General features: G+C 68.6%; 24 protein-coding genes. 13 read left to right on the forward strand and 11 right to left on the reverse strand.

All coding sequences use genetic code 11. The features are described 5' to 3' along the window. Positions 1-202 precede the first annotated feature (202 nt). A protein-coding gene (locus E4N62_RS44415; RefSeq protein WP_230215740.1) for an IS3 family transposase occupies positions 203-1383 on the reverse strand; the annotation gives its coding sequence in 2 pieces (ribosomal slippage) (positions 203-1119 and positions 1119-1383; 1182 coding nt in all). A gap of 166 nt (positions 1384-1549) precedes the next feature. Here E4N62_RS44415 and E4N62_RS44420 point away from each other — a divergent pair. Both E4N62_RS44420 and E4N62_RS44425 read left to right on the forward strand, forming a co-directional pair. Then, entirely contained in the window at positions 1550-2500 is a 951-nt protein-coding gene (locus tag E4N62_RS44420) for a 5'-nucleotidase (protein WP_230223947.1), read from the forward strand. A gap of 386 nt (positions 2501-2886) precedes the next feature. Beyond that, complete coding sequence (locus tag E4N62_RS44425) at positions 2887-4440, forward strand: cutinase family protein (RefSeq protein WP_230223948.1); 1554 nt, start codon at positions 2887-2889, stop codon at positions 4438-4440. A gap of 42 nt (positions 4441-4482) precedes the next feature. Here E4N62_RS44425 and E4N62_RS44430 read toward each other — a convergent pair whose 3' ends face one another. The 7 genes from E4N62_RS44430 to E4N62_RS44460 form a co-directional block, all read right to left on the reverse strand. After that, positions 4483-5577 (reverse strand): endonuclease domain-containing protein, encoded by a 1095-nt coding sequence (locus E4N62_RS44430; RefSeq protein ID WP_230223949.1) that lies wholly within the window; start codon positions 5575-5577, stop codon positions 4483-4485. A 228-nt stretch (positions 5578-5805) separates the two neighbouring features. Further along, positions 5806-6924: a TniQ family protein gene (locus E4N62_RS44435; protein ID WP_230223950.1), complete on the reverse strand. Its 1119-nt coding sequence runs from the start codon at positions 6922-6924 to the stop codon at positions 5806-5808. A gap of 168 nt (positions 6925-7092) precedes the next feature. Next, a complete protein-coding gene (locus tag E4N62_RS44440) occupies positions 7093-8124 on the reverse strand; it encodes an ATP-binding protein (RefSeq protein WP_230223951.1) in 1032 nt (343 codons plus the stop codon). Beyond that, the gene (locus tag E4N62_RS44445; protein ID WP_230223952.1) at positions 8112-10250 is read right to left on the reverse strand and encodes a Mu transposase C-terminal domain-containing protein; all 2139 of its coding nucleotides are present in this window, start codon (positions 10248-10250) and stop codon (positions 8112-8114) included. Before E4N62_RS44445 ends, E4N62_RS44440 begins: the two co-directional genes overlap by 13 nt. After that, a complete protein-coding gene (locus E4N62_RS44450; protein WP_230223953.1) occupies positions 10247-10960 on the reverse strand; it encodes a TnsA-like heteromeric transposase endonuclease subunit in 714 nt (237 codons plus the stop codon). Before E4N62_RS44450 ends, E4N62_RS44445 begins: the two co-directional genes overlap by 4 nt. A gap of 410 nt (positions 10961-11370) precedes the next feature. Then, entirely contained in the window at positions 11371-12177 is an 807-nt protein-coding gene (locus tag E4N62_RS44455) for a hypothetical protein (RefSeq protein WP_230223956.1), read from the reverse strand. A 142-nt stretch (positions 12178-12319) separates the two neighbouring features. Then, positions 12320-12826: a hypothetical protein gene (locus E4N62_RS44460; protein ID WP_230223958.1), complete on the reverse strand. Its 507-nt coding sequence runs from the start codon at positions 12824-12826 to the stop codon at positions 12320-12322. 1040 nt (positions 12827-13866) lie between these two features. Here E4N62_RS44460 and E4N62_RS44465 point away from each other — a divergent pair. The 11 genes from E4N62_RS44465 to E4N62_RS44510 all read left to right on the forward strand — a co-directional run bounded on the left by E4N62_RS44465 (position 13867) and on the right by E4N62_RS44510 (position 21807). Then, positions 13867-14688, forward strand: a complete 822-nt coding sequence (locus E4N62_RS44465; RefSeq protein WP_230223960.1) for a RodZ family helix-turn-helix domain-containing protein — start codon at positions 13867-13869, stop codon at positions 14686-14688. 71 nt (positions 14689-14759) lie between these two features. Then, positions 14760-15359 carry a helix-turn-helix domain-containing protein gene (locus tag E4N62_RS44470; protein WP_230223961.1) on the forward strand — a complete coding sequence of 200 codons (600 nt, stop codon included), beginning with the start codon at positions 14760-14762 and terminating at the stop codon, positions 15357-15359. A gap of 25 nt (positions 15360-15384) precedes the next feature. Next, positions 15385-17460, forward strand: coding sequence for a hypothetical protein (locus E4N62_RS44475; RefSeq protein ID WP_230223962.1), 2076 nt, complete (start codon positions 15385-15387; stop codon positions 17458-17460). After that, positions 17460-18173, forward strand: coding sequence for a helix-turn-helix domain containing protein (locus tag E4N62_RS44480; protein ID WP_230223963.1), 714 nt, complete (start codon positions 17460-17462; stop codon positions 18171-18173). Before E4N62_RS44475 ends, E4N62_RS44480 begins: the two co-directional genes overlap by 1 nt. Continuing rightward, positions 18174-18599, forward strand: a complete 426-nt coding sequence (locus E4N62_RS49985; protein ID WP_374117250.1) for a phosphopantetheine-binding protein — start codon at positions 18174-18176, stop codon at positions 18597-18599. 356 nt (positions 18600-18955) lie between these two features. Then, positions 18956-19165: a hypothetical protein gene (locus E4N62_RS44485; RefSeq protein ID WP_230223964.1), complete on the forward strand. Its 210-nt coding sequence runs from the start codon at positions 18956-18958 to the stop codon at positions 19163-19165. Beyond that, a complete protein-coding gene (locus E4N62_RS44490; RefSeq protein WP_230223965.1) occupies positions 19165-19830 on the forward strand; it encodes a restriction endonuclease in 666 nt (221 codons plus the stop codon). The genes E4N62_RS44485 and E4N62_RS44490 overlap by 1 nt, the downstream gene beginning before the upstream one ends. Positions 19831-19960: 130 nt before the next feature. Next, positions 19961-20449 (forward strand): hypothetical protein, encoded by a 489-nt coding sequence (locus E4N62_RS44495; RefSeq protein WP_230223966.1) that lies wholly within the window; start codon positions 19961-19963, stop codon positions 20447-20449. Positions 20450-20522: 73 nt separating this feature from the next. Next, entirely contained in the window at positions 20523-20879 is a 357-nt protein-coding gene (locus E4N62_RS44500) for a transposase family protein (protein WP_230223968.1), read from the forward strand. Then, a complete protein-coding gene (locus E4N62_RS44505; protein WP_230223970.1) occupies positions 20855-21355 on the forward strand; it encodes a transposase family protein in 501 nt (166 codons plus the stop codon). The genes E4N62_RS44500 and E4N62_RS44505 overlap by 25 nt, the downstream gene beginning before the upstream one ends. Before the next feature lie 206 nt (positions 21356-21561). Next, positions 21562-21807 (forward strand): hypothetical protein, encoded by a 246-nt coding sequence (locus E4N62_RS44510; RefSeq protein WP_230223972.1) that lies wholly within the window; start codon positions 21562-21564, stop codon positions 21805-21807. 41 nt (positions 21808-21848) lie between these two features. On the opposite strand, the gene E4N62_RS44515 is transcribed toward E4N62_RS44510, so the two are convergent. The 3 genes from E4N62_RS44515 to E4N62_RS44525 all read right to left on the reverse strand — a co-directional run bounded on the left by E4N62_RS44515 (position 21849) and on the right by E4N62_RS44525 (position 24318). Beyond that, on the reverse strand, positions 21849-22568 hold the full coding sequence (locus E4N62_RS44515; protein ID WP_230223973.1) for an IS6 family transposase: 720 nt from the start codon (positions 22566-22568) through the stop codon (positions 21849-21851). A gap of 187 nt (positions 22569-22755) precedes the next feature. Continuing rightward, on the reverse strand, positions 22756-23853 hold the full coding sequence (locus tag E4N62_RS44520) for an SPFH domain-containing protein (protein WP_230223974.1): 1098 nt from the start codon (positions 23851-23853) through the stop codon (positions 22756-22758). A 27-nt stretch (positions 23854-23880) separates the two neighbouring features. Next, the gene (locus tag E4N62_RS44525; RefSeq protein WP_230223975.1) at positions 23881-24318 is read right to left on the reverse strand and encodes an NfeD family protein; all 438 of its coding nucleotides are present in this window, start codon (positions 24316-24318) and stop codon (positions 23881-23883) included. Positions 24319-24521 lie beyond the last annotated feature (203 nt).

A 24521-nucleotide genomic window follows, 5' to 3' on the forward strand; every position in this document is an offset into this window, starting at 1 on the left:
GCTGCTGTTTGGCTGAGGGGATGGCCCGCCGGGTCCCAGGACCGTGCAGTGCCGTGGTCCGCAGGTACGGCGCTGACACCTGTTTCACCAATGATCATGTGCCCGCATCCAGACCTCCAGGGCCGATGCCACACCGAAGCCCTCAACCACCAGTCTCCGTGAGGGGCCTCGCGTTTTCCGGACAGGCTTCTGACCGTTTATTTCACGCGGTAATTCGCAACTTCTCGTACTCGGCGTGGACTTCGCACGGAGGGCGGTAACCCACCGCCGAGTGGAGGCGTTTGCGATTGTACCAGAATTCGATGTAGCGAGTGATGTCCTGCCGGGCCGCCTCGCGGGTAAGGTAAGTCACCCTTGATACGCGCTCGTTCTTCAGGGAGCCGAAGAATGATTCGGCCATGGCGTTGTCGAAACAGATCCCGGTGCGGCCGGCAGATCTGCGGAGCCCGAAGCGGTCCAGCGTCCTCCCGAACTCGGCTGACATGTAGTTACTTCCGCGATCCGAGTGAAATATCGCGCCGGCCGAGAGGTTCCTGTTCCGTGCCGCGTTACGGATCGCCCTGGATATCAGTGGGGTTTGGTAGTGGTCGTCCATCGCGTAACCGATGACTTCCTTCGTGCAGCAGTCGATGACCGTTGCGAGGTACAGCCAGCCTTCCCCGGTCGCGATATAGGTAATGTCGCCGACAAGCTTTTTGCCGGGCGCATCCGCGGTGAAGTCGCGGCCGACGAGGTCCGGCACTTGGCCGGCCGCAGCCTGAGTGAGGTTGAACCTCTTCGGCCGTGGCAGGCATGGCACCAGGCCCAGTTCGCGCATGAGGCGGCGGACCAGCTCCACGCCTGCGGCGACACCCCAGCGGTGCAGCTGGGCCTGAATGCGCCGGTGCCCGTAGGTGCTGTCGGACATGTCGAAGGCTTTCTCGATGAGCAATTTCAGTTCTTCGCGCCGCTGAGCTGTCGCGGATTCCGGGCGGGATCTCCAGTCGTAGTAGCCGGATCTGGAGACGCCGAGTCGGCCGCACATGAACTCGACGCTGTATGCGTACTTCTCGGTGTCGAGCCGCATCTCGTCGATGAACTCGTACTTGCTTGCTACCGGGGATCCTTCGCGAAGTACGCTGCGGCTTTTTTCAGGAAGGTAACTTCCATCTCCAGCTCGCGGTTGCGTCGTTCGAGTTCTTTCAGGCGCGCCCGCTCGTTCACCGTCAGTTCCGCATCGGGGGCCGGTTCCTGCTGCTTCTGGTACTTTTTCACCCAGCCGCGTAGTGTCTCCGAGTTCAGCTCAAGCTCCCGGGCAACTTCGGAGATCGTCTTGCTTGATCTCAACGCGATCTGGACGGCTTCCTCGCGGAACTCCGGCGAGTACTTACTGGGTGGCGCCACTTCTTCCTCGTTTCCTTGTTCAGGACAACCCTATTGGGTGCCTGTCCGGAAACTTCGTGGCCCCTCACCGGCAGGCCGCCGGGCTGCCCATGCGACGCGCGGCGGTCACCCGTGCGCCTAGATGTCATAATTGAGACGCATGTTTGAATTGGGATAGGAGGGCCCCGTGCCGCCCTACGAGCTTGCCAATCGCCTGGTGATCGGGATCGCCTCCAGTGCCCTCTTCGACCTGGCGGAGGCGGACACCGTCTTCCGTGAACAGGGAGAAGAGCCCTACCGGACCTACCAGGAGGAACACCTGGACGACACCCTGAGCAAGGGGGTTGCGTTTCCCTTCATTCGCAGACTGCTGTCCCTGAATGACTTGAGCTCACCCGACGACCCCCTGGTGGAGGTCATCGTCCTGTCCCGCAACGACCCCGACACCGGCCTGCGGGTCATGCGGTCCATCGAGTCGCACGGCCTGGCTATCAGCCGGGCCATCTTCATGCAGGGACGCTCGCCCTACCGCTTCATGCCCGCCCTGAACATGTCACTGTTCCTGTCCGCGAACGAGACCGACGTCCGCGAGGCGGTCGCCCTGGGCCTGCCGGCCGGCCGCGTGCTTGGTCCCGCCGCAGCCGACGACACCGATGACCAGGACCTGCGGATCGCCTTCGACTTCGACGGCGTTCTTGCTGACGACTCCTCCGAACAGGTCTTCCAAGCCGGCGGTATCGAAGGTTTCCGTTCCCACGAGATCATGAACGCCGCCACACCGCACGACCCGGGCCCGCTGCGAGATTTCCTCGCAAGCCTCAACCGGCTCCAGCGGCGCGAGGAAGAACAACGCACCCAGAACCCGGATTACAAGATCCGCGTTCACGTCTCACTCGTCACCGCCCGCAACGCGCCGGCCCATGAGCGTGCGGTGCGCAGTCTGAAGGGATGGGGCGTGACCGTCAACGACGCCTTCTTCCTCGGCGGCATAGACAAAAGCGCCATCATGCAAGTGCTCAAGCCCCACATCTTCTTCGACGATCAGGTCAGCCACCTGACAGGGACCTCCCAAAGCACCCCCAGCGTCCATGTTCCCTTCGGCAAGATCAACGAAGGCCCGGCGCCAGCCCTTGGATAGATCCCCAACCGACGCAGACAGGCTACCCGCCGAGGGCGGACGAGACGTTCGTTCAGCACCAGTGCGCCTGGTCAAGCGCTTCCGAGCAGCGGCAGACGACAGGACGCGCGGAACGAGGGCACCGTGCAGGCCGCGCTAACAGGCCTAGCAACCGCATGCCTTGAGATGCACAGCGCCGAGCACCGTGGTGTGCTGGAAAGTCCGAGGCCACAGATCGGGGTGGCCCGACCGCACGCACGGAGTCACCGGACATGACACGGAGCGTTTGCCTGCGAATCGCCCTCGCCGCGGTGCTGGCGGTGCTAGCCGGACTTGCAGTGAGCGTGCCGCCCACCCCTGCCGCGGCAGCTACGGCATGCCCGGTCCACTTCCTTGGCCTGCACGGTTTGAACGAACAGAGCGATCTGCACTCTCCGCCCGTCAACGAGACCTGGAAGACATTCGAGTCCGCGGTCGCCACGAAGGCCGCCCGACCCAAGCGGGACGCCATCAGCTTCCCCAAGGTGACGACGCAGGAATTCCTGGACAGGACGCGCCAGAGCCACAACGGCATGGAGCCGGACGTCAACGCGGGCGTCCAGGCTGTCCAACGCGCCATGGACCGGGCCGTCAGGCAATGCCGGACGACGAAATTCGTGCTCACCGGGTACTCCCTGGGCGCATGGGTGGTCGACAAGTTCCTCATCACTGACTCCCGCCGACGGCCCCAGGTGCTCGCCGCCCAACTGTATGGCGACCCGCAGTGGAACGATCCCGGAAAAGGACAGGGCTTGGCCGTCATCCTTGGCCGCGGCCTGCGCACCAGTTACCCGCCGTCCGCCGACCGGGTACAGAGCCTGTGCAACCACCGGGATCCGATCTGCGGAACTGGATACCGGGCCGGGACACTCGACCTCAGTCGCCGGATCGCCGATGCCGTGAAGGTGAAGTGCCCCGGCTCGCCTCACTGCTACTCCGGCCGGTCCACCGTGCAGGGCGGGCAATTCCTGGCCTCCAGGGTCAACGTCGACTTCAACAACCGCACCTATCGTCTGACATGCGACGACGTCGTCGACACAGCGGTGCCAGTCACGGTCCGCAACGGTCAAGGGACCGCACGAGGGCGTGGGATCGGAGACTACGACAGCTGGCAGGTACAGATTCAGCGCATCCGCCGTGGCACCGTGCCGCGTCTGGGCGATGTGACCGCCGTGCTGTTCTTCTGCAGCCCCCAGCCGAGCAATTTCGCTCTCCAAGAACTGCGCGTGTACCGCACGGCTGACGGACGGGAAGTGGGCCGCACACCCACGTTCCAGGTGGACGAACTACCCCCGCAGTACCAGCCGGACACCGTGCGATTCAGCCGCGGGCGCCTGCTCGCAGACGTCAAGTTCTACGCGCCCGAAGACAGCCACGCCGACGGCCCGTCGATACTGCGGCACGTCACCTGGCGCTGGGACGGCAGCCAGTTCGTGCAGGAGTCCGCAACCGATGCCCACAGGCCCAGCCGGATCGATCTGAGCACCCAACGTGTCACCGTCAACGGCATCGGCCCGCTGCAGATCGGCATGACCCGCAGCGAAGCTGAGCAGGCGATCGGCGCCCGTATCCCCGATGGGCCGGGCGGCCCCAACTGCAAGGACCTGGCCGTCGAGGGAGGCCCAGACGGATTGCTGCTGCGGTTCAGTAACGACGACCGGCTCGTCGCAACGTACGTTCTGGCTCCGTCGTCCATCGCGACCGCATCCGGAATCCACCGGGGCAGCACACGAGAGGAGGTACTAGAGACATACGCGGGCGAAATCGAAGAAGCGAACACCGACGAGCTCGTCTTCAGGCCGGACGGAGCCCAGTTCGCTGGCAAGGTCATCACCTTCGCCATGGACGACAACGACACCGTGTACAGCTACATCGCTGGGGATGAGACCTTGACTCAACCCCTGCCTTGCGGCAGCGACTGAGCCGGTGCTGGTCCTGGAGAGCGCAAGGCAAGGGCGGGGGTCTCAGGCGGAGTCCTGGCCGGGTTCGTCAGCCTCGGCGGCCAGGGCTTTGTCGACGAACTCCTGTACCAGCTGCCTGACCTGTACGGCCGGAACGACCTGCTCCCACTGGGGAGAGGATGCGCACCCCCAGCAGCGCATCCGGAAACGGACCGATCCGTCTTCCTGGACCGAACCCCACGCGGAGTGGGGCCGCTTCGCACACGGGCGATGCGGGTCGAGCGTGAACGTCTGCAGCATGATGTCGGGGTGGTGGCGCGGCGGCACGGTCCTGTCGCGGCGGCAGCCGTCGCACCGCAGGAGATGGCGGACCGCGCCCGGCCGGTGGATGAACCGGTAGCCGCCGCCTTCGTAGGTGTTGCAGCTGGCACACACCGGCCCGCGCACGAATCCGTGCATGTGGCAGTGGTCCCAGTACACGGCCTGCCGCGGGCTGGAGCACAACCGGCACAGGAACGCCTCCGGCTGCGAGTTCTTCAGCAGCGACGCATACAGCCGACCGCGCAGGTGGTCCTTGTAGGGGCGGGCGACGGAGACGGTGCACGCGGGGCACAGGGTGGTGTAGCCGCTGTTGCTGGACGTGCGCCACTTCCAGACGTCTCCGGTTGCGTCGCAGCGGCTGCACTGGGCGGCCTGTTCGACGCACTCGGCGGCGATCTTGTCCGCCCGGTCGAGGAGGGCGACGTAGGCGCGCGGCATCATCCAGGCGGTGCCGGACCACGTCATCTGCGGCAGGGGGCTGGTGCACGCGATGGGCCACCGGCCGTAGCGTTCCTTGACCTGCTCGAAGGTCGCTCCGCACCCCGGTCCGTGGTGGGCGGGCAGGGCTTGGCTGCGCGGCTGTTGTCCTTCACAGGGGCAGCTGTCGGTGTTCTGGTCCCGGTAGGAGAAGTGCTCGAGCCAGCGCCGGATCTGTGTGCGCCACGTCTGGTCGCGCTCGGCGGACGTGAGACGGGCGTCGACCAGGTCGTCCGGGTCGAACGGGAGAGCGGCCAGCCGTTCGCCGGCCTTGCGGATGTCCCGTTCGTCCAGCCGCCACCGGCCCTTGTACTTGTGGCCGCGAACGGCGGTGTCTCCGATGAGGACGTGGTTGCTCATCTGGAAGGTGTAGCGGGACAGCGAGGCGGGGGCGGTGGGGACGGACGGCCCTCGGTGAGTTCTGCCAGCAGTTGGTTGGCGTACTCCGGACTGATCGGCGCCATGACGAGGATCTCCTTGGTGTGAGTGGGCGGGGCGGGGGTGTGCGGCACATGGCGGTCCGCGGACATCGACGTGATGCGGTCCGGGGACCGCGGGCGCAGGAGCCGGTGACGGGACCGGGAGATGTCACGGGCACGGTGCTGGGGCGAGCTGTGGTGAGGGCACCGGTTCCCAGCCACCGGTGAGGAAGGCTGCCCCGGCCTCTTCGCAGACGGTGCGGGGACGCAGGTCGGTGAGGAAGCCGGTGCGGTCGCTGTACTCGGTGGGCCGTGCCGCCGTCCGGTGCACCGTCCACAAGCCGTCGCTGTCGGTGCCGTCCGCAGAGGTGAGGCGGTGCAGCCACCGAGCGAGGGGGTCGGTGGCTGCGGCTGTCCTGGGCCTGGTGCGGGTGTAGGCGATCAGCCAGTCCGTGAGCCACGGCCTGTCGGCCTGGCGGCTGATTTCCCGGAGCAGCAATTCCGTGGCGGCGCCGGCCCCTTCGGCCATGGCGGTCTCGCGCAGTCGCTGCTGCCAGTGCGGAGCGCCGAGCAGTCTGGCCACGGTGATCGTCTCCGGGTAGGACACCAGTGCATGCGCCACCACGGCCGCCTGCGTGCACCCCGTGGCTGCGGCCAGCCGGTGTACGCGGTCCTGCCAGACCGTCTCGGATTTCCACCCCTGTACCTGCCACGACCACACCACCGCCGCGGCGAGGGCCACCACGTCCGCCGCATCACAGCGGGCCCGCGCGAGAGCGGCGTGGTGGCGGTGAGCGGCGAGGATCTCGGGCAGGGTCTCCAGCGGAATGCTCGCCGGCCTCCCGGGATGCGCGAGGAGCCAGCGCTGGTGACGCCGGCAGATGTGTCCGGCCGTTCCCGGGTACACCAGTACCGGCTGTCCGGGCCGCCAGGCCCGCCCCGTACAGGAAGGGCAGGCCCCTGCCCATGCCTGGTCCGGCATGTACCAGGCCGCCCGCAGGCTCTCGTCGTCCGGGAGTCGCTCGTGCGGGGCGGCGAGAGCAGGCAGCAGCCGGGTGAGCCGGGACAGGGGAAGCCCGGTGGAGTGGGTCAGGGCCGTACGAGCGTGTGTGTTGAGGAACAGTTCCAGGCCGGTGCCCGGGCTGCCCGTCACCTGTACACGGTGGGGGCCGCTGAGGATGCCCCGCAGCAGGTCCTGCGCGGGCAGACCGTAAGGGGCGGCCATCCTCCGCAGCCAGGAGCCGGTCAGCTCCCCTGCCACGGGCGGGGTGCGAACAAGCGTGGGCACAGGGACAGGGGCTTGCACCGGCATCGTCCTTTGTACGCGGGTGTTGAGGGCAGGGCAGGGTAAGGCAGGGGCGCGGCCATGGCTCGGCGCCCCGTCGCAGAGGGAAGGGGAGTGGCGGGACTGTGGCGGGAAGGGTGGGAGGCCCGGGCGGGCCTGCCACCGCGACGGTCAGCTGCCGGGGCGCCGGCGGGTGGCGCGCGCCGCGTTCGTGGCCTGGACGTCGAGGACCACCTGTGACAGCTGTTTCTTCGTGATCGCGAGGCTTCCGTCCAGGATGGAGCGGATCGCGGCTTCCCTGATGAGGAGGGAGAGGCTCGCCATCACGCCGCTGGTGAGGAGGTGGATGTAGGCGGCGTGGCGTACCAGGGTGCCGGGCCGGTGGCGGGCCAGCCGCAGTGCCCCCTCCATGTCGCCCAGGAGCGTGTGCCACATCTTCTTCTGCTCCACGGTGCCGTTGAGCAGCGGGGGAGTGCGCAGGAGTTTGCAGCGGGCGGCGAGCTGGGCACCGCGGGGCCCGGTCAGCAGCGGTGAGTCCTCCACGTTGACGCCGGCCAGCACGAACGTCGCGGGTACTCGTTCCATCAGGGTTTTGACCTGGTCGGAGGTGTCGGCGCCGGGCTGGGTACGGGTGTTGAGCAGGTGCACGTCGTCGATGAACACCAGCCGGGTGCCCCGCTCCAGCATGACGTGGCACACGGCGTTGGTGATGGTGTGTTCCGTCATCCGGTCATGGACGGGGATGCCGGCGAACCGGGCGAGGACCTTGGCCAGGTTCCTGGGCGTGTAGGTGGGCGGGACGGAAGCGAACAGCACGGGCATGGAGTCCTCCAGGCCCGGCCGGCGGCGCCGTTCGCTCAGTTCGAAGGACCGGCCGAGTTCCATGAGCGTGGTCGATTTTCCCGCCCCCGGCGGTCCGGACACGATCAGCCCGCGCCGAGCGGTGCCCTGCTGTTTGTTGTTCACCAGCAGAGTGACCCTCAGCTCCGCCATCGCCCGTTCCATGGAGGGCGTCTTGAAGGTGACGAACTCGGAGTGGTAGTTCAGCAGTCCCGCCTGGTTCCACGACGGGTCGTCCACCGGTGGGGCGGTCACCCGCAGACGGCGGACGTACTCCTGCCACCGGACATAGTCCGTGACAGCGCCGGGAGTGCTGTCGCCGTCGGAGAAGTCGCCGCCCACGGCGGTGATTACGGCAGCCACTGGTCCTCCTCGAGGTCCTGGTCGCTGAGGATGAGAGACCCGCCAAAGACCTGGCCGGTCTCCGGCCCGTCATCGAAGACGTCCTCGTCGTCCTCGTCCGGCAGGGTTTCGTCGTCGGGGCCGGGCGCCGCGTACACGCCGGCCAGCCCGAACGACGGCGCGGGGACGTCCAGCACGTTGATCTCGCCCGCGGGCACCTGCACCGTCTGCGAGGCGCGGGACTTCGCCATCACCCGCCGTTCTGCGGGGGACAGCTTCTCCTTGCCCGCGGCCTTCCTGAGGAAGGCGTCCAGAGCCAGGGCCAGTTCGGCCTCGTGCTCCTCACGTGAGCCGGTGCGCTCGACCACCTCGCAGATGTGCTCCCAGACGTGGTGCGTGAACGGGAGGGCGACCGAGGTGGTGTGGATCCACGCCACCTCACGGAAGCCCTCCGGCAGCCGGACCCAGATCCGGGCCGGGTCGTAGGGGTTGTAATGCACCTCCCACCGGCCCTTTTCCGACCGCACTCCGGAGTCCTGGCCGCGGTGGCCGTTGAGGCACGTGTCGTCGTAGGTGCGGTAGTCGAAGCGGATACCGGCGTCCGTGATCGGCTGCCAGCGCACCGGCAGCAACTCCACGAAGTCGTCCGCCGACAAGGGCACCGGCACATACCCTGCCACCGGCAGCAGCGCCGCCCACATCTGGTTGGGCGTGAGGGCCTTCCTCGGCATCAGCGGGTGACGCAGGCCCTCGTGCGGACGGTGGTGCCAGTGGACGAGGAACTCCTCCCACAGCGCCTGGATCTCCGCCACGGTCCACAGCGGCTCCTGGTCGACGCGCGAGCCGCGCTCGCCCACGTTCGAGCCGGTGAAACCGGGCAGCCACTGGCAGAACTGGGTACTGATCGAGCCGAACGGCCGCTCCACGTGCCCCTTGGCCGGCCCGTTAGCCGGAGGCACCGGCTGCAGCGAGATGCCCAGGCTCTCGCACGCGGCCCGGGTGGCGGGAGAGACGAACACCTTGCCCTGGTCGACCACGACCGTCTCGGGCACGATGACCGGACGGGCCGCCGCGTCCTTCAGCCGCTCGTCGATACCGGTCAGCCGGTCGTGCGGCACCACCGACGCGGCCATCGACAGCGCCGCAGACCAGCCAGGCCGCATCGCCATCGGGGTCATCATCTGCGCCAGCAGCACCGCCACGTCCGTCAGTTTGCTCCCGGCCGGCCGCAGCACCCCCCACAGGGTGCGCGTGGACACGTCGACAGCGCTGGTCAGCTCCATCCGGCCCACCACCCCGTCGTCCAGGTGCAGCAGCACATCCAGCGGGGAGCTGTCCATCATCGTGATCTCGCCGGGACGCAGCGCCAGCGTCGGCTTGAACGGCGGGGCGGGGCGCGCTGCGCGAGCACGCCGCTGCGCCACCGTGCCCTGCAGCCCGAGGGATTTCTCCACGACGTCGATGAGTCTGTTGAACGTGGATTGCGGAGGCACCCTGACCGTCAGCAGGTCATGACGCGTGTTCAGCCGCCACTGCGTCTCCCGCCGCATCCGTTTCTTCCACCCGCGGGAACGGGAACGCAGAGCCTCCTCAGCCAGCAGCTCGCGCAGCGCCTCCACCACCCGGGGATCGGCCCGCTTCAACGGCGTCGCTCCGCCGCGTTTCTTGACCAGCCCCCACACCCCGTCCGTGCGGTAACGCGTGCGCCATCTGCGCACCGTCGCCCGGCTCACGTCCGCCCAGCCTTGCGCGGCCAGTTCATCGGCCTTCGCCTGCTCACGCTGGGCCAGCGTCGTGGAACCCGGGTCGTACTGAGGTCTCACGGCGCCCCTGCCGTCCGGCGTCGGGTGCCCGGTCTCCACCTCGCGGACATGCCGCTCCAGAGCGAGTGCACGAGCCCGCTCGTCCTCGGACACCGTCGACAGCAGGCCAAACTGCGGTACCCGCAGCCGCGGGCCCGCCGCCAGGCTGAAGGCGGGATCACCGAGCAGTTCAGCCAGGCCGAACACTGCCAAGGAACCGTCCCCGTCCTTGCCGGCCAGCCAGACCCGCGCGCCGGACGCCGTGTCCTCTTCGATGCCGGCGACGGTCCACTCACGGCCGCCGAACCGTACGGCGGCGTTGATTTTGCCTACCGGCCGGCTCACCGCGCCTCCCCCGTGCCCGCAGCCACCGCGAGGGCCCGCTCGTGCAGCGGACGCTCCAGCGGCATCCGCAGCACACCCGTCCACACGGCGTGGAACACCGCCGGCCACACCGCGATCGGATCACCCAGCAGCCGCACTCCCTCGAGCAGCGGCAGCGGCGTCCTGAAACACTCGGCCACCTCCGGCAACCGGCCTTGCGCACACCGCGGATGCCGGTAGCCGGCGAGCCAGCGCACATTGGCCTCCACCACCGACGGCGGCGGTCCGACCAGCCGGTAATGCCACCCCGCCGCAACCGCTGCGGCCTCGACGTGCGCGGCCCGCCGGACCAGCCGCCGCCCCGCCCCGAACCGGCCGGCGCAGTCCACCAGCAGCCCGCTGCCGTCCGTCAGCCGCGCCATCAGATGCGGCGCATGCGCCACGGTCCTTCCGCCGCGGCCCCGCCACAGCAGTTCCACCGGACGGCAGGCCAGCGCCGCCACCCCCGGATCGTGGTCCAGCATCATGACCTGCGTGCGCATGGCCTTGAAGCCGTAGTGCACCAGACGGCCGTTGGTCGCAGACCACCACCAACCCGGGGCCACCCGGCGGCCCTTCAGCACCGGGAACTGCCGCACCGGCTGACACTCCTCCAGCCGCCGCTCACCAGCAGCCTCCAGCCACGGCAGCTCATGCTCGATACCGCAGAGGTCCACGAACCGCGCGCCCATACGAACCGGATCCGCCAGGCGACTTCGGCCACCGGAAGACAAGCCAGCGTCAGGGGGCTTTGCGGAAGACACAGAAGACACAGACAACTCTCTTTGAGGCAGGGGGAATTCAGGCAGGGGGAATTCAGGATGGCGCGCCGGGATGGCCTTCGACACCGACGTGGTGGCGAAATGAGCCGTCCCTGGCCAGAGGGCCGCACCCGTGGACCCCACGGCGGCGAGGCATACGGGTATGGCCGGGCGGCAGAGAGCCCAACGCGACCCTGGAACAGGCCAGTTCGAGTGGCGGGAAGCGCTGCCGGCGGATGGCAGCCAAGCCCTTCGCGCCATGGACTGGGGCGCTCAAGGCGGCTCTGTGACGGTGGCACGGACACCCGCGGCACCACACCGGCCGCGGGACGCCGACGGGATCAGGCGGGGGTGAGCTCGAGCACCTGGGCCAGACTGTCGAGCACGGCACGGTAGCGCTCGGGAGGAAGCTCCCTCAGCGTGCTGTTGGTCATGCCCATCAAGGTGTCCAGCTCCAGCTCCGGTTCGGGCTCGGGCTGTTCGGACTCCGGCGCAGGAGCAGGACACTCCGCATTCTCCGAGCCGGGCACCCCGCTCAGGGCCGGAGCAGGCCACACCAGGTTCTGCCGGTCGCGATGCACCAGCAGAGCCAGCGCCAGCCACTCGACCAGATACACCCCACGCCGCGGCTTCCCTGGCAGACCGTGCTGGAGGTATTTCGCCAGCTCATCCACCGGCATCGGGCCGCCTCGCAGCGCTTTCCACGTCTTCTCCGCCGACCAGTGCGGAAGAAACAGGGCCTGTAGTTGCAGGCGCGCGTGCGTCTCTTCCTCCGGCCACAGCTGCGCGATGGACCACCCGGCGTCGGTGACGACGAACTTGCCGCGGCCACCCGTGAACAGGCCCACGTGGGTGCAGAAGCGGAGCGTCTGGGTGGCGGTTTCGGTGGTCACTTCTTCAATGCGTGCCACATCTGCGCTGGCGACGGTGCGGCGCTGGACGCCGCTTCTGCGAGCAGCAGTCAGATAGACAGACCACTGACGCGGCTGGCTCGCACGATCAGTCGGGGTCGTCCGCTCGCTGCAAAAGGCGGGAGGGGCGGTCACGTTCGCGGAAGCATCCGGGAAGGCAGTACCGGCAGGGGCCGAGGAGTCGGCCTGGGAGAACATATTTTCCATGGGCGTGAGGGCTTTCTTATCCTGCTGCACGTAGGGATGACACGCAACGCCCGCTACCAGCACGCTGGGTATAGTGGCGGCGCGTGTAAGGCGTGAGGCCAAACATGCGCACCGTGACACCGCCGGGCCCGGCAAAAGACCGGCGGTGCTCACGCATGTTCAGCCGAACGACTCAGAGGCTGTCGGGCACGGCCCACTCTCCTCCGAGCCGGTAGACACCGGCGCGCGGCTGCACGAGCAGCCCTCGCTCGTTCTTCAGACGCGACAGTGTCGAACTCAGGTTTTCGATGTTCACATCGGGCCGCACCTTCTTGATGTGGTCCGCGATCTCTTTCGTCGTAGCCTCTTCCCGCTCCCGGAGAAACAGCCGGATCGCTTCGGGCACCGTCATATGTGCACCGGATGCCCCGCCGTCGCTCGCTTCTTCGGCGGTGCCGACACTCACGTCCGGCCCCGTGCCCGTACCGGCCCGGCGCCGTTCGATCTGCCGATCAACGGCAGCGAGCAGCCCCTCGGAACTGTTCGCCATACCGGCCAGGACATCCTCCCGGCTCCGCACTGCTGACAGTTCGTCTTCAAGCTCTCGCCTGCGCCGACGCACCGCTTCCAGTAGCGCGCTGTCCTGCGTTGCCAACTCGGCGACTTGGAGCCGCATACGGCGCAGAGCGCGCAACTGCACAGCCAGTCCCTCCCTTCGGACCGTGAAGAGGCCCTTACAGGGCGCGAGTCTAGGGGCACAGCCGCTGCGTCCGCGTCCACGCCGAGAGCGGGACCACATACCCCCGGTCCCGCACAGTTGTCACTCGGCACGGCTTCCACCTGCGGAAACGAACAGACGCTCAACACTCGCAGTCTGACCAGGAAGTAAGCCGTAAGGGTGAGGCAAGCCGTCCGCTTCCCAGGACACAGCTTGACGCCGCAGGAATCGGACCCGGTCCGACGGTCTCAACGGAAACAGGGCTGTGCCGCAATCCGCTGCCGCAGCCGAGGACATGGGCCGCCAGGCCACACAGGGGACCGTCGGCCAGCGGCGTGTGCACGATCTCCCCGGTGCCTTCGCCGACAGCGCCTGCCGTCACGACCGCGGCCCCGCAAAGCAGTCCGGCCGAGCCCGAGGAAGCGTGAAGGAAAACCCTCGGACACCGGCTCGCGTTGAGACACCGGGCATCTCCAAGCACACCTGCCGCCTCGGCCTTTGTGCCTGCGGTCGCCGATCCAAGGTCTTCATCGACGTGCCACCCGCACCCCCAGCCACCGCCCACGCATCCGGCGGCCGCTGCCAGGGCTCTTCGGCCGGATCGACGATGCGACCTGCGGCGCCAAGTAAACCGCCTCAAAGCGCTGAACACTCGTTCCCTCAATGCTCCTTTGGGGTGCCGTTCACCACGGGCTCCTGTCGGTATCGACGCAGGTCACGCACCACACCCGGCAGAAGAACCCTTCCCAGGCGCAGACGTGAGAAGCCGCCTGGTACGGCATGCTGGAAGCGCAGCCAAGCGGGTGACCACACCCTGCTCGCTGCCACCGCGTGACGCCGAAGGCGAGGCCGGCGGAAGCCTCTCCCCGTCGCATCACCCGACAACTCCGTCTGACAGCAGGCCTGACCGGCCCGGCGTCTCAACTGTCCGCGTCGGCCAACTGCGTCTCGGCCGACCGAATTCCTGTCTCCCCTCACCCTCTGCGCTGTGGGCTGCCACCGGCCATGCCTCGCGCACCGACTTGACTGGCAGACACCCCATGGACTCCCGCTTCACCGCCCAGGACAACCTGCTCAATCAGGGCCCCCGTCCCCCGCGGCTCCCCACGCCCGGCGAACGGCGGCGCCTGCGCGAACTGTGGGGAGCGACCCTCGAAGAGGTCGCCGACGCCCTCAACGTGGAACCCGAGGTCATGGCCGCCTGGGAGGCCGGCCGCCACACCGCCGACCCAGCCGACGCCTACGCCTACCTGCGCCTGCTCAACGCCTTCCGTGAGCAACTGCCCGCCGCCTACGAACCGGACTGGGCTGCGCTGCGCAAACCCCCGGCATCCCCGGCTCCGGCCTCCGCTGTTTCCGGCGTCCCCACTCAGGCGGACACGGCCCGTGGACAGGCCAAACCGTCCCGACGCGGCGCCAGTTGGACCCAGGAGGAGAAGGACCGCCTGCGCGCCGAGTTCCTCGCCGGCGCCCAGGTCCCACAGCTGGCCGAATCCCTGGGGCGCAGCGAAAAGGCCGTGCGCTGGGTGCTGCACCGCCTCGGACTCATCTCCTTCCCGGCCGACGACGTACCCGCCCCGCGTACCGGGCCGGAAAAGCCCAAGGCCTACACGGTCGCGGACAAACGCAGGATCCATCCCAACGCCTATCAGCCCTGGAGTGCCGAAGACGAACAGCGCCTTGCCGAACGCTGCGCGCAAGGTGCCTCACTGGCCGAACTGTCCCGGGAATTCGGCCGCAATGAGGGAGGCATCGCCTCCCGCCTCATCAAGATCAAAGCAGACGGGCCGGCTGCTGACGAGGCCTGGGCGTACGGAGGCGAGGGCCCGGGTGCCGATCTTTGACATCACCTCCCCACCCCCTTACCTTAGTGCCTAATCTGATATCGAAGTGCGCATGTGGAGGGTGTGGGCCGGTGCTCTTGACAACCGGACAAGCGGCCGAGGAGCTGGGATGCGCCGTCACGACCTTCCGTCGCCTCGTGCACGCCGGGCTGCTGCCCGGCATGACCCGCCGCGGTGTGCGCGTCATGATTCCCCTCGCAGCGGTGCAGTCCCTCAGCGCACGCCGCCACGCAGCCCTGGACCAGATCGAAGCCGCAGAAATCGCCGTTCTGCGAGTTGACGCGGCCCAGCGGACCGACGAGCCGGACCGGGACTGGATCGGCTTCGCCGCCTCCCTCACCCCCGACGACCTCCTCAAAGCACTGCGAGGATGGTGGCGATGCAACGCGGCGAGCGTCGCGGCCGGGGGAGTGCTGCCGGTGACCCTGTCCGGCTACGTCGTGGCCGTGCTGACCGGCCTGGAACGGTGGGAGAAAAACACCGAGGGCCGCCACGCTTTCCCCGATGCCCGCCTGGCCGGCCACGTCACCGACCTGACCACCCCGGCAACGGCCATCACCTCCCGCGTCAACGACGACCGAAGGCTGGCTGAGCTGCTGCTGGGCACCCGCCTCGCCTCCAACTCGGGCGGAGCGATCGCCTACGTCCCCACCCGCACCACCACCGGCTGAACTCCGGGCCCGGACAAGGAATCCGATGGACGCACAGAGCTACAACGCCGCGCTCACCGAACTGCGCACCGTGCGCGACAAGATCAAGAAGGTGCGGACGGACCTCGCGAAGCTGGAAGCAGACCGGGACCAGCGGATCACCCAACTCGCCGCCCACGACAAGGCGAAGGCCGAGAGGATCGCCCCGGCCGCCGGAGTCAGCCTGGCCGACATCGTCGCCCTCGCCCCCGCCCTGGCACCCGAAACCCTGGCCGGCGCCACCGCCCCGGCCCAGCCTCCAGCGCCCGGGGCAGCACCCGACAGCACCCAGCCGCAGCCCGGCGCGACGGCGCCCGCGACGGCCGCCGCCAACCAGCAGCCCGCGCCCTCAGCCGCCCCGACAACCCCGATGACGCCTGCCGCACCGGACGCACCGCGGGCCCTGCCCTCCATCCCCGAAGGAGAAGCGGGCGACGCCTACTTCTCCCACACCGCGAACCTGGCCTCCACCCGGCCCAACTTCACCCAGCAGGCCCGCTCCACCGTCTTCCTCGACACCACCACCGGCATCCTGGTCCACCGCAACCAGACCCACCGCCTCGACCTCGGCAACCGCTCGGCCGACGCCATCCTCACCGCCGTCTTCCACACCATCCCCGAAGGCACCGAGCGGATCTACATCACCGCAGGCGCCCCCTGGCACCAGGACGCCGACCGCTACCCCTACCTCCGCGACGCCGTCGCCGCCTGGCTGAACGCCCCCATCCCGGGCTGGCGCACCGACACCGGCCGCGGCCGCGACCGGATGGCCGGCCACTTCGTCCACGCCCGCAGCCCCGTCGGCCGCTACCAGCGCGAGAACGGCGACAGCCACGTGGAGATCCGCTCGGTGGGGGAGTGGTTCGACGCCGACGGCCACGACCCGGCAACCGTCCGCGACGCCTTCGTGCTGCTGTGGCAGGCCCTGCGCCGCCACTGGGACGACGCTGTGATCATGGGCTCGCCCTCCCAGACCGGCCGCGACCTGTGGACCCGCACCATCCCCGCCCGCGGCCAGTACGCCGACGGCTTCCCCGTCCTGTCCGAGGAACTGCGCGGCCTGCTGCACGCCACCGCCGGACAAGGCCGCAACGAACTCCTCACCCCGCCCCGGATCCCTGAGCAACTGCCCCAACTCGTCGAGTACGACCGCACCTTCGCCTACGCCAAACACACCTGGAAATCCCCCGTCGGCACCCCCCGCCGCATCACCGCCGCCACCTTCGCCGCCTGGTCGGAGAAGGAACAGACCCGCGCCCTGTACGGGTGCGGACACTGGCAGATCCGCGTCACCGTCCCCGACACCTGGAACCACGTCGGCCTCCTCCCCGCGCCTGCGCCCGGCGAACGCGCCTGGCACTACCCAGCCGAAGGCCGCACCACCTTCACCACCTGGGCCGGCGGCCCGGAAGTCCACACCGCCCTGACCAACCCCCTCACGCCGTGGAAGGTCGAAATCCTCGACGGCATCCTGTGGGACGACGGCAAACCCCTCGACGACTGGGCCAAGAAACTCAAGGACACCTGGACCAACCTCTCCGCCCAAGCCCACTACCAGGGCAACGCCCAGCAGGCCCGCGCCGCCCACCTCGCCTCCCGCGCAGTACGCTCCATCCTCCTGTACGGCATCGGCGCCTTCGCCCAACGCCCCCGCATGGTCACCGGCACCACCCCCCGCAGCATGGAGCGCGACGTACCCCCGGACGCCGAAATCATCGGCTTCGACGACCAGCAGATCACCTGGCAGAAGCCCACCGGCTTCTCCCGCGACCCCAACGCCCACCCCGAATGGGCCGCCGCGATCTGGTCCGCCGCCCGCGCCGCCCTGCTCACCCAGTACCACCGCGACGACGACACCCACGCCGGAGCCCTGCACACACCCCCCGGCACCGTCGTCGCCTTCCGCACCGACGCCCTCTACCTCACCCAGCCCCAGAACTGGCCCTACCGCCACCACCCCGGCGACTACCTCCTCAAAGGCCACCTCACCGGACCCGTGAACGCCCCCACCAGCGAAGAAGAACTCCTCGCCCTGCGCGACACCGGCCGCCACGCCCTCACCACCGCACCGGACAACACCTGATGCCCCCGACGCCGCCAATCAGCCCCCAGCCCGCACTCAACGAAGCCGCCCACCTTGCCGACCGACTCCAGCAAGCCGGCTACACCAAACGCGACATCGCCCGCATCATCGACCGCGACCCCTCCCTGGTCTCGCAGTTCTACACCAAGAACAAAGGCGCAGCCTTCGTCCCCGCCCTCCGCCAAGTCCTGGCCGCCGTCGAGACAGGCGGCATCACCGACCTGCCCGAACTCGCCGCCATCGCCGCCCGCCACACCCAGCGGCGCACCACCGCCTCCGGCAGCCGTGCCCGGGTGCGCGGCAAAGCCGTCCTCATCACCCCGACCGGCTCCGGCACCGGCCGCGTCGCCGCCCAGGCCATCGCTTCCGGCTCCGCCCGCCTGCGCCCCCTGATCGCCGAAGCCGCCCGCCGCGGCCTGCGCCTGGCCTTCACCGTCCGCCTCGCCAAGACCGCATACCTCCACCCCTCCGGCAGCCGCACCGACTCACCCGGCATCCGCCGCGACGTCATCCAGCGCGCCGACCACACCGAAGAACGCTCCTACGGCTCGGCCCAGACCGGCGGATTCGACGCCGCCGACTTCGCCCGCCGCGTCAACGCCACCGGCGGTGACGTCACCGCCGCCGTCCACCAATGGCTCGTGGAGACCGGCCGCATCCAACCGGACGCCCACATTCTCCACCTCGAGATCCGCACATGGCGGCCCCGCTGAGTGCGTCTCGAACCGAGCGGCCCGGTCGAACCGCTGATCGCACAGACCTGGGCCGAGGTGCTGGGCCGGGACCAGTTCTGCGCCGACTATGACTTCTTCGTGCTCGGTGGGCACTCCCTCATGACCCTCGAAGTGATCGCCGACCTCAGGAGAAGCCTGGGCGTGGTTTTCTCCACCCGCGCCGTCTACCGGCCCCCCCACTACGGGAACTCGCCCGCCACGTCGAACGCCCCTCACCGACCGGCCCTAGCTCATCGCCCTCCCCGGGCCCCGAACGGAGCGCGCCCCCTTCCCCGCGCCCGCAGAGTGCCCCGTTTTCGGCCCCGTGCCTGCTTCGCCGGCTCCGTCCGGGGCGCCAGGCTCGCGTTCCGCCACGAGGAACTGACGGATCCCCTCCGCAGTCCCAGATTGCAGCCGTGCTGCTGAGCGTTCTGGAAGACGCGGAGCGGTGACGGGATGAGCACAGTCCTCAGCCCCTGACCGGGGGCGACTTCATTGAGTCAATTGTCGATACACTGCTAAATCCTTTCAATCATGCATACCTGCAGTTCAGCAGCGTCTGCTCCTGGCCCGCAATGCTCTGGCGATGCCGAACTCCGTCTCCGCAGAGCAATGTCTGCCCAGGTCACGGCGCTGCGTCAGCCCCGGCAGCATGTCGTGCGCTGCCCTGGCCGGTTCAAGGCGACGGCGGGTGATGATCCATCAGTTTCTGTCAGTGGCGGCTGATACACCCATCTGAGTGACGGGCCGCGCTGCGGCCCGCATGAGCGTGAGGGGACGCTATGGGACAGGTGCCGGACGGCTATCACCGGGTACGAGCGCACATCCGCCGCAATCCGGCGGGCAAGGGTTCCAAACGCATGAGCGCCTGGATGATTGCCGGACTGATCGCCGGAGTCTGGCTGTGGGGGCAGGTGTTCGGGTTCGACGAGGCCGCTTCAGCACCGCCGGTCGCCCCTCAGCCGTCTGTCTCCGCGACGGCCGGCCGCTGATGGCCCAGCGGCGCTCAGAGATCCGGCGCCCCCGCGGCACGGCCGAGTGGCTGGCCGCCGCCCTCGTCGCCGTAGCCGTACTGGTCCTGGCCGTCCGGATGACAGTGGCGGCGGGGGAGACGCTGCTACGCACTTGGCCGCTCCTGGTGGTTCTGGCCGCGACGGCCGCCGGCGCCGTGACGTGGCGGGCTCTCCGCACAGCGGCCCAGCGCCGCCGGGCCCAGGAACGGCTGGCCACGCTGAGGATCACACTGGCGCAGTTCGATGCCATGGACGACGAGCAGTTCGAGTACGCGCTCAGGGATCTACTGATCCGTGACGGCTGGCAGGCCCGCAAAGTGGGGCAGGCCGGCGACCAGGCCGCAGACGTCATCGGCCAGCACCCCCACCACGGACGCATCGTCCTGCAGGCCAAACACACCCGTACCGGCGGCAAGGTGGGATCGTCGGTGATGTACCAGGTCAACGGCACCGCCCGGCCCGTCCACGGCGCCGATCACGCAGTCGTCGTCACCAACGGAGCCTTCACCCACAACGCCAAGCAATGGGGAGACCGCCACCACGTCCGCTGGACCGACCGGGACCAGCTGCGCCGCTGGGCCGAGAACGGCATCGCACTGAGACTCCGCCAAGTTCGTTTCCGCAGTTCAGTGGGGCTGGTGTGATGCGCGGTGAGGTCCTCACGCTGACAGGTGGCGTGATCGTTAGCACGAGATCGTCCGGCGCGGGCGTTCTCGCGGGTTCTGGCGTGAGGTTCGGGGCTGCCGCGTAGGTTCCGCGTCGGGAGGGATGTTCATGACAGACGTGCTGACGTGGACGATCGGGCGGCGGCTTGAGCTGGCGAAACGTGCTGAGCTCCTGCGTAAGGAGCTGGGCGAACTCGAGCTGGAGGTGGCCCGGTTGGAGGCCGCCGAGGTGGTGTTCGGGCAGTGGGCCGAGGCCACCGACGGTGGACGGCGGCCGTCGGGCATCGTGTCGCCGGAGCCGGAGCCGGAGCCGGAGCCGGAGCCGGTCGCTGTGACGGTGGGCCCGGGTGCGGGCGGGATGCGGGTGGTCCCCGATCGTGTCGAGGGGATGGGGCTTCAGGCCCTGACCTCGGAATACCGTCGGATCATGGAGATCGTGGCCGGGTCGGACGGTCCGGTGATGGCCAAGGACGTTGCCGTCGGACTGGGCCGGGAGACGACGCCGGGGAAGATCGAGCCGGTCCGGGGTCAGCTGCGCAAACTCTCCGACCGGGGCTGGCTCGTCCGCACCGCATCGGGCCGCTACCGGCCATGCTGACCAGCGGTGTTGGCGGCCGGACGGGCCGATTCCGGCCGTAACGCGAGGGCCCCCGGCGGGAGTTGGTTGATGTGTGACGAAAAACCAGCCCGCCGAGGGCGCTCAGGATGTTGTCTACCAGGTCCGCCTCCCGCTGTCGAAGCGGACCATCGATCTCGTCGCCGGCCTGATACGCCGGCGCCGCAACCGGATGCGCTCTGTCTGGCGCAAGGCCGAACCCGGTAAGCAGGCCGTCATCGTGCTCGCCGTCCTGCGTCACGACCAGCGCCTGGCCGACATGGCCGGCGGCAACGGTGTCGGGGAGTCCACCGTCCGCCGCTGGGTGAAGGAAGTCGTCAAGCTGCTGGCCGCCCGCGCCCCACGCCTGGACCGCGCGCTGAAGAAGATCGCCCGCAGCGGCGGGTCGTGGTCCTCCTCGACGGCACCCTGATCCGCACCCACCGCCGCACTGGGAAGGACGACCGGAAGAACTACTCGGGCAAGCACAAGGCCCATGGCCTGCTGTTTCTCGCACTGACCGACGAGAAGGGCAACCTGATCTGGATCTCCGCAGCCAAGCCCGGCCGGTCCAGCGAGATCACCACCGCCCGCCACAACAAGATCACCGAACACCTGCGGGAAGCCGGCCTCGGCGCCCTGGCCGACCTCGGCTTCGTCGGCCTCGACGACAAACCCGACGACGACCCGGTGATCATCACCGGCCGCAAGGCCACCCGCAACCACAAGCTGACCGCCGCCGAGAAGGAAGCGAACCGCCTGGTCAGCCGCGAACGCGCCGCCAACGAACACGGCTTCGCGAACCTCAAGAACTGGCGGATCCTGACCAAGCTCCGCACCGACACCCGGCAGGCCACCACGCTCCTGCGGGCCCTGCTCGTCCTGGCGAACAGCGAAGTACAGCGCTGACGGAGCGGGCGGATGATCTCGCCCCGACGATCATGCCACCTGTCAGCGTGAGGACCTCACCAACGCATCACACCAGCCCCACTGAACTGCGGAAACGAGCTTGGCGGAGGCTCACTGCACGAACTCCTGCGCCTGCCGGCCAGGCCCCGCCGCACGGCACGCTGGCGCACGGCCGCCTGAAACGCCCATCGGATGAGGGGGATTCGGTGTTCGACGAAGACGGCTCGCTCGACCCGTTCTTGAAGTTCCTGCTGTACACGGTCGTGATCCTGGGAGTGGCCAAGACACTGTGGGAGTGGCTGACCGGCGATGTGGCGCGCTGGTTCAGCGCCGAACTGTGGAACTGGATCACCCAATACCCTTGGTGGACGGGACTCACCGTCGGCGCGGTGCTGCTCTTGACGCTACTGCTCCGGCGGCGCTGTCACGTTGTTGGGTGGGTAGGTGTCTGATGGTGCGTCGTGGCGTGGTGGAGCCCGGTTCCGGGCTGTGCTCAGGCCGTGGTGGAGGGGTAGGCGGCGCTGGTGATCTGCTCCCAGATTGCGAAGCGGACGGTCATCTCGGCTCGGTAGTGGTGTGCGGACAGCCGGTGGCGTCGGGGTCGGAAGTGGGGTGAGATGCCGCTGAACGCGGCCAGGAACCGCTGGGCTGCGCCGGTGCTGCGGAAGCCTTTCATCGCTCGTTCGCGCTGCCTTGTTGGCTGGTGGCTGTTCTCCGCCCGGTTGTTCAGCCCCTTGTGGGAGCGGTGCTCGACGGAGGGCATGACCTCGCGGTGGGCCGCGCCGTAGGAGCGGAGCTTGTCGGTGACGATCACCCGCGGCACCGTGCGGGTCTTCTTCATCAGCCTGCGCAAGAAGTGCCTGGCCGCGGCTTTGTCCCGGCGGCTCTGTACCAGGATGTCCAGGACGTTGCCGTCCTGGTCGACCGCCCGCCACAGATACTTCTGTTCCCCATTGATCTTGATGAAGACCTCGTCCAAGTGCCACTTGTCACCAGGTCGGGGCCGGCGGCGGCGCAGCGAATCGGCGTACCGCTGCCCGAACTTGGCGCACCAGCGGCGCACCGTCTCGTAGGAGAGGACGATCCCGCGCTCGAGCATCAGCTCCTCGACCTCGCGGAAGCTGAGGGGGAAGCGGTGGTACAGCCACACGCAGCGGGAGATGACCTCGACCGGGTATCGGTGCCCCTTGTACGACGGAGCCACGGCCCCCACGGAACAGCCCCCTCCAACACGATCAACCAGAAGATCATCCCACCCGCTCAGCCAACGTGACAGCGCCCCGATGACCGCGGTCTGCAGGGTATAGGGGTGGCTCGGGTCGATGGGGCCGGTGCCGGCCGGGGCGTCGCCGCCACTCAGTGGCGTCACAGCGGTCCCTGGCGAGAGCCCGAGGGTGGGCTCAGTCGCCGGATGTCTGCCCCCGGCGAGGCACCTGGGGTGACATCGCGGCCGCAGCCTCCGCCTTGGCGTCGCTCACCGCGGCGGCGGCCTGCTTCGCGGCCTCGTCAGCAGCCGCCCCGGCGTCGAGCGAAACCGCCGAGCCTGCATCGAGCTCTGGAACCCGGTTTGCGTGGGACGTGTCGTCGGCTGCTTTCTCGGGTTGCTCGGGTGCGGGGGGACCCGCCGTCGACTGGTCACCGAAGGCACTGGTGACGGTCCGAACTGCCTCGGTCAGCTCTCCCGGGATCACCCAGAACGTGTTGCTGTCGCTGCTCGCCAGGTGCGGAAGCGTCTCCAGGTACTTGTAGGCAAGTACCTTCGGATCGGCATTGTTGCGATGGACGGCCTGGAAGACACGCTCCACCGCCTTGGCCTCGCCGTCCGCCCGCAGGATCATGGCCTGTTGCGTGCCCTGGGCCTCCAGGATGTCCTTCTGCTTCGTGCCCTCCGCGGTAAGGATCTTGGCTTGCCGCTCCCCTTCGGCGTGCAGGATGGCCGCGCGCTTGTCCCGCTCGGCCCGCATCTGCTTCTCCATCGCTTCCTTGATGGTGTGCGGTGGATCGATGGCCTTGATCTCGACGCGGTTCACCCGGATGCCCCACTTGCCGGTGGCGTCGTCGAGGACGGCGCGGAGCCGGGAGTTGATCTCCTCGCGCGAGGTGAGTGTCTCCTCCAGGTCCATGCTGCCGATGACGTTGCGCAGCGTGGTCACGGTGAGCTGGTCGATCGCCTGGAGGTAGTCGGCGACCTCGTAGGCCGCCGCCCGCGGGTCGGTGATCTGGTAGTAGAGCACAGTGTCGATGTTCACCACGAGGTTGTCCTCGGTGATCACCGGCCGGGGATCGGAGGAATAGACCTGCTCGCGCACGTCGAGTTTCGTGTTGACGCGGTCCGCCACCGGCAGCACCAGGTTCAGACCGGGTTGCAGCGTCCGGCGATACCGGCCGAACCGCTCGATGTTGTAGCGGCGCGCCTGCGGGACGATCCGCACGGTGGAGGCCACGAGGAAGACGACGACGATGGCCGCCACAAGAATGGGGATGACGACGGGGTCCACAGTGCCTCCGTTGCTGTGTTCAGCCGCTCAGGGAAGGAGTTCGCGGGGGTAGACGATGGCCGTGGCGCCTTCGATCTCCATGACATCCACCAGCGCTCCCACCGGGATCACCAGGCTTTCGTCGAGGGCGCGGGCGGACCACTCCTCGCCGGAGAGCTTGATCAGGCCGCGGGTTGCGGTGACCTCCTGCATGACCTCGGCCCGCTTGCCGATCAGCGCGTCACTGCCCTCGCGGGTGAGGGGTTGCTGTGCCATCTGCCGCAGTGCGACAGGACGGACGAGGAAGAGACCCGCTGCCGCTGCTACCCCGAAGGCGACGAGCTGGCCGAGAACGCCGATGCCCACACCGGCGACCACGGCGGCCACCAGCGCGGCGCCCGCCAGCAACCCGAAGACCAGTGTCAGGGTGAAGAACTCCGCGGCACCGAGCACCCCGGCGGTGAGCAGCCATACGAACCACGGCATCAGATCGCCCTCCTTACAGAGGCCTCCTCCACGAAGCTACCTTCGGTAACGCCGGCAGAACCGACCCGGGAGCCGCGGTCTTGATCGTTGAATCGTTTGCCCTGACCGGCGGGGTTACATGCGGGCCAGGCTGCGTCATGGCTCCTCCTCCTGCGGGACCGACGGATAGGGTCCATGCCCCTCCACCGTCACACGCGGCCTTG

This window comes from Streptomyces sp. MNU76 (assembly GCF_020982545.1).
GTDB lineage: Bacteria > Actinomycetota > Actinomycetes > Streptomycetales > Streptomycetaceae > Streptomyces.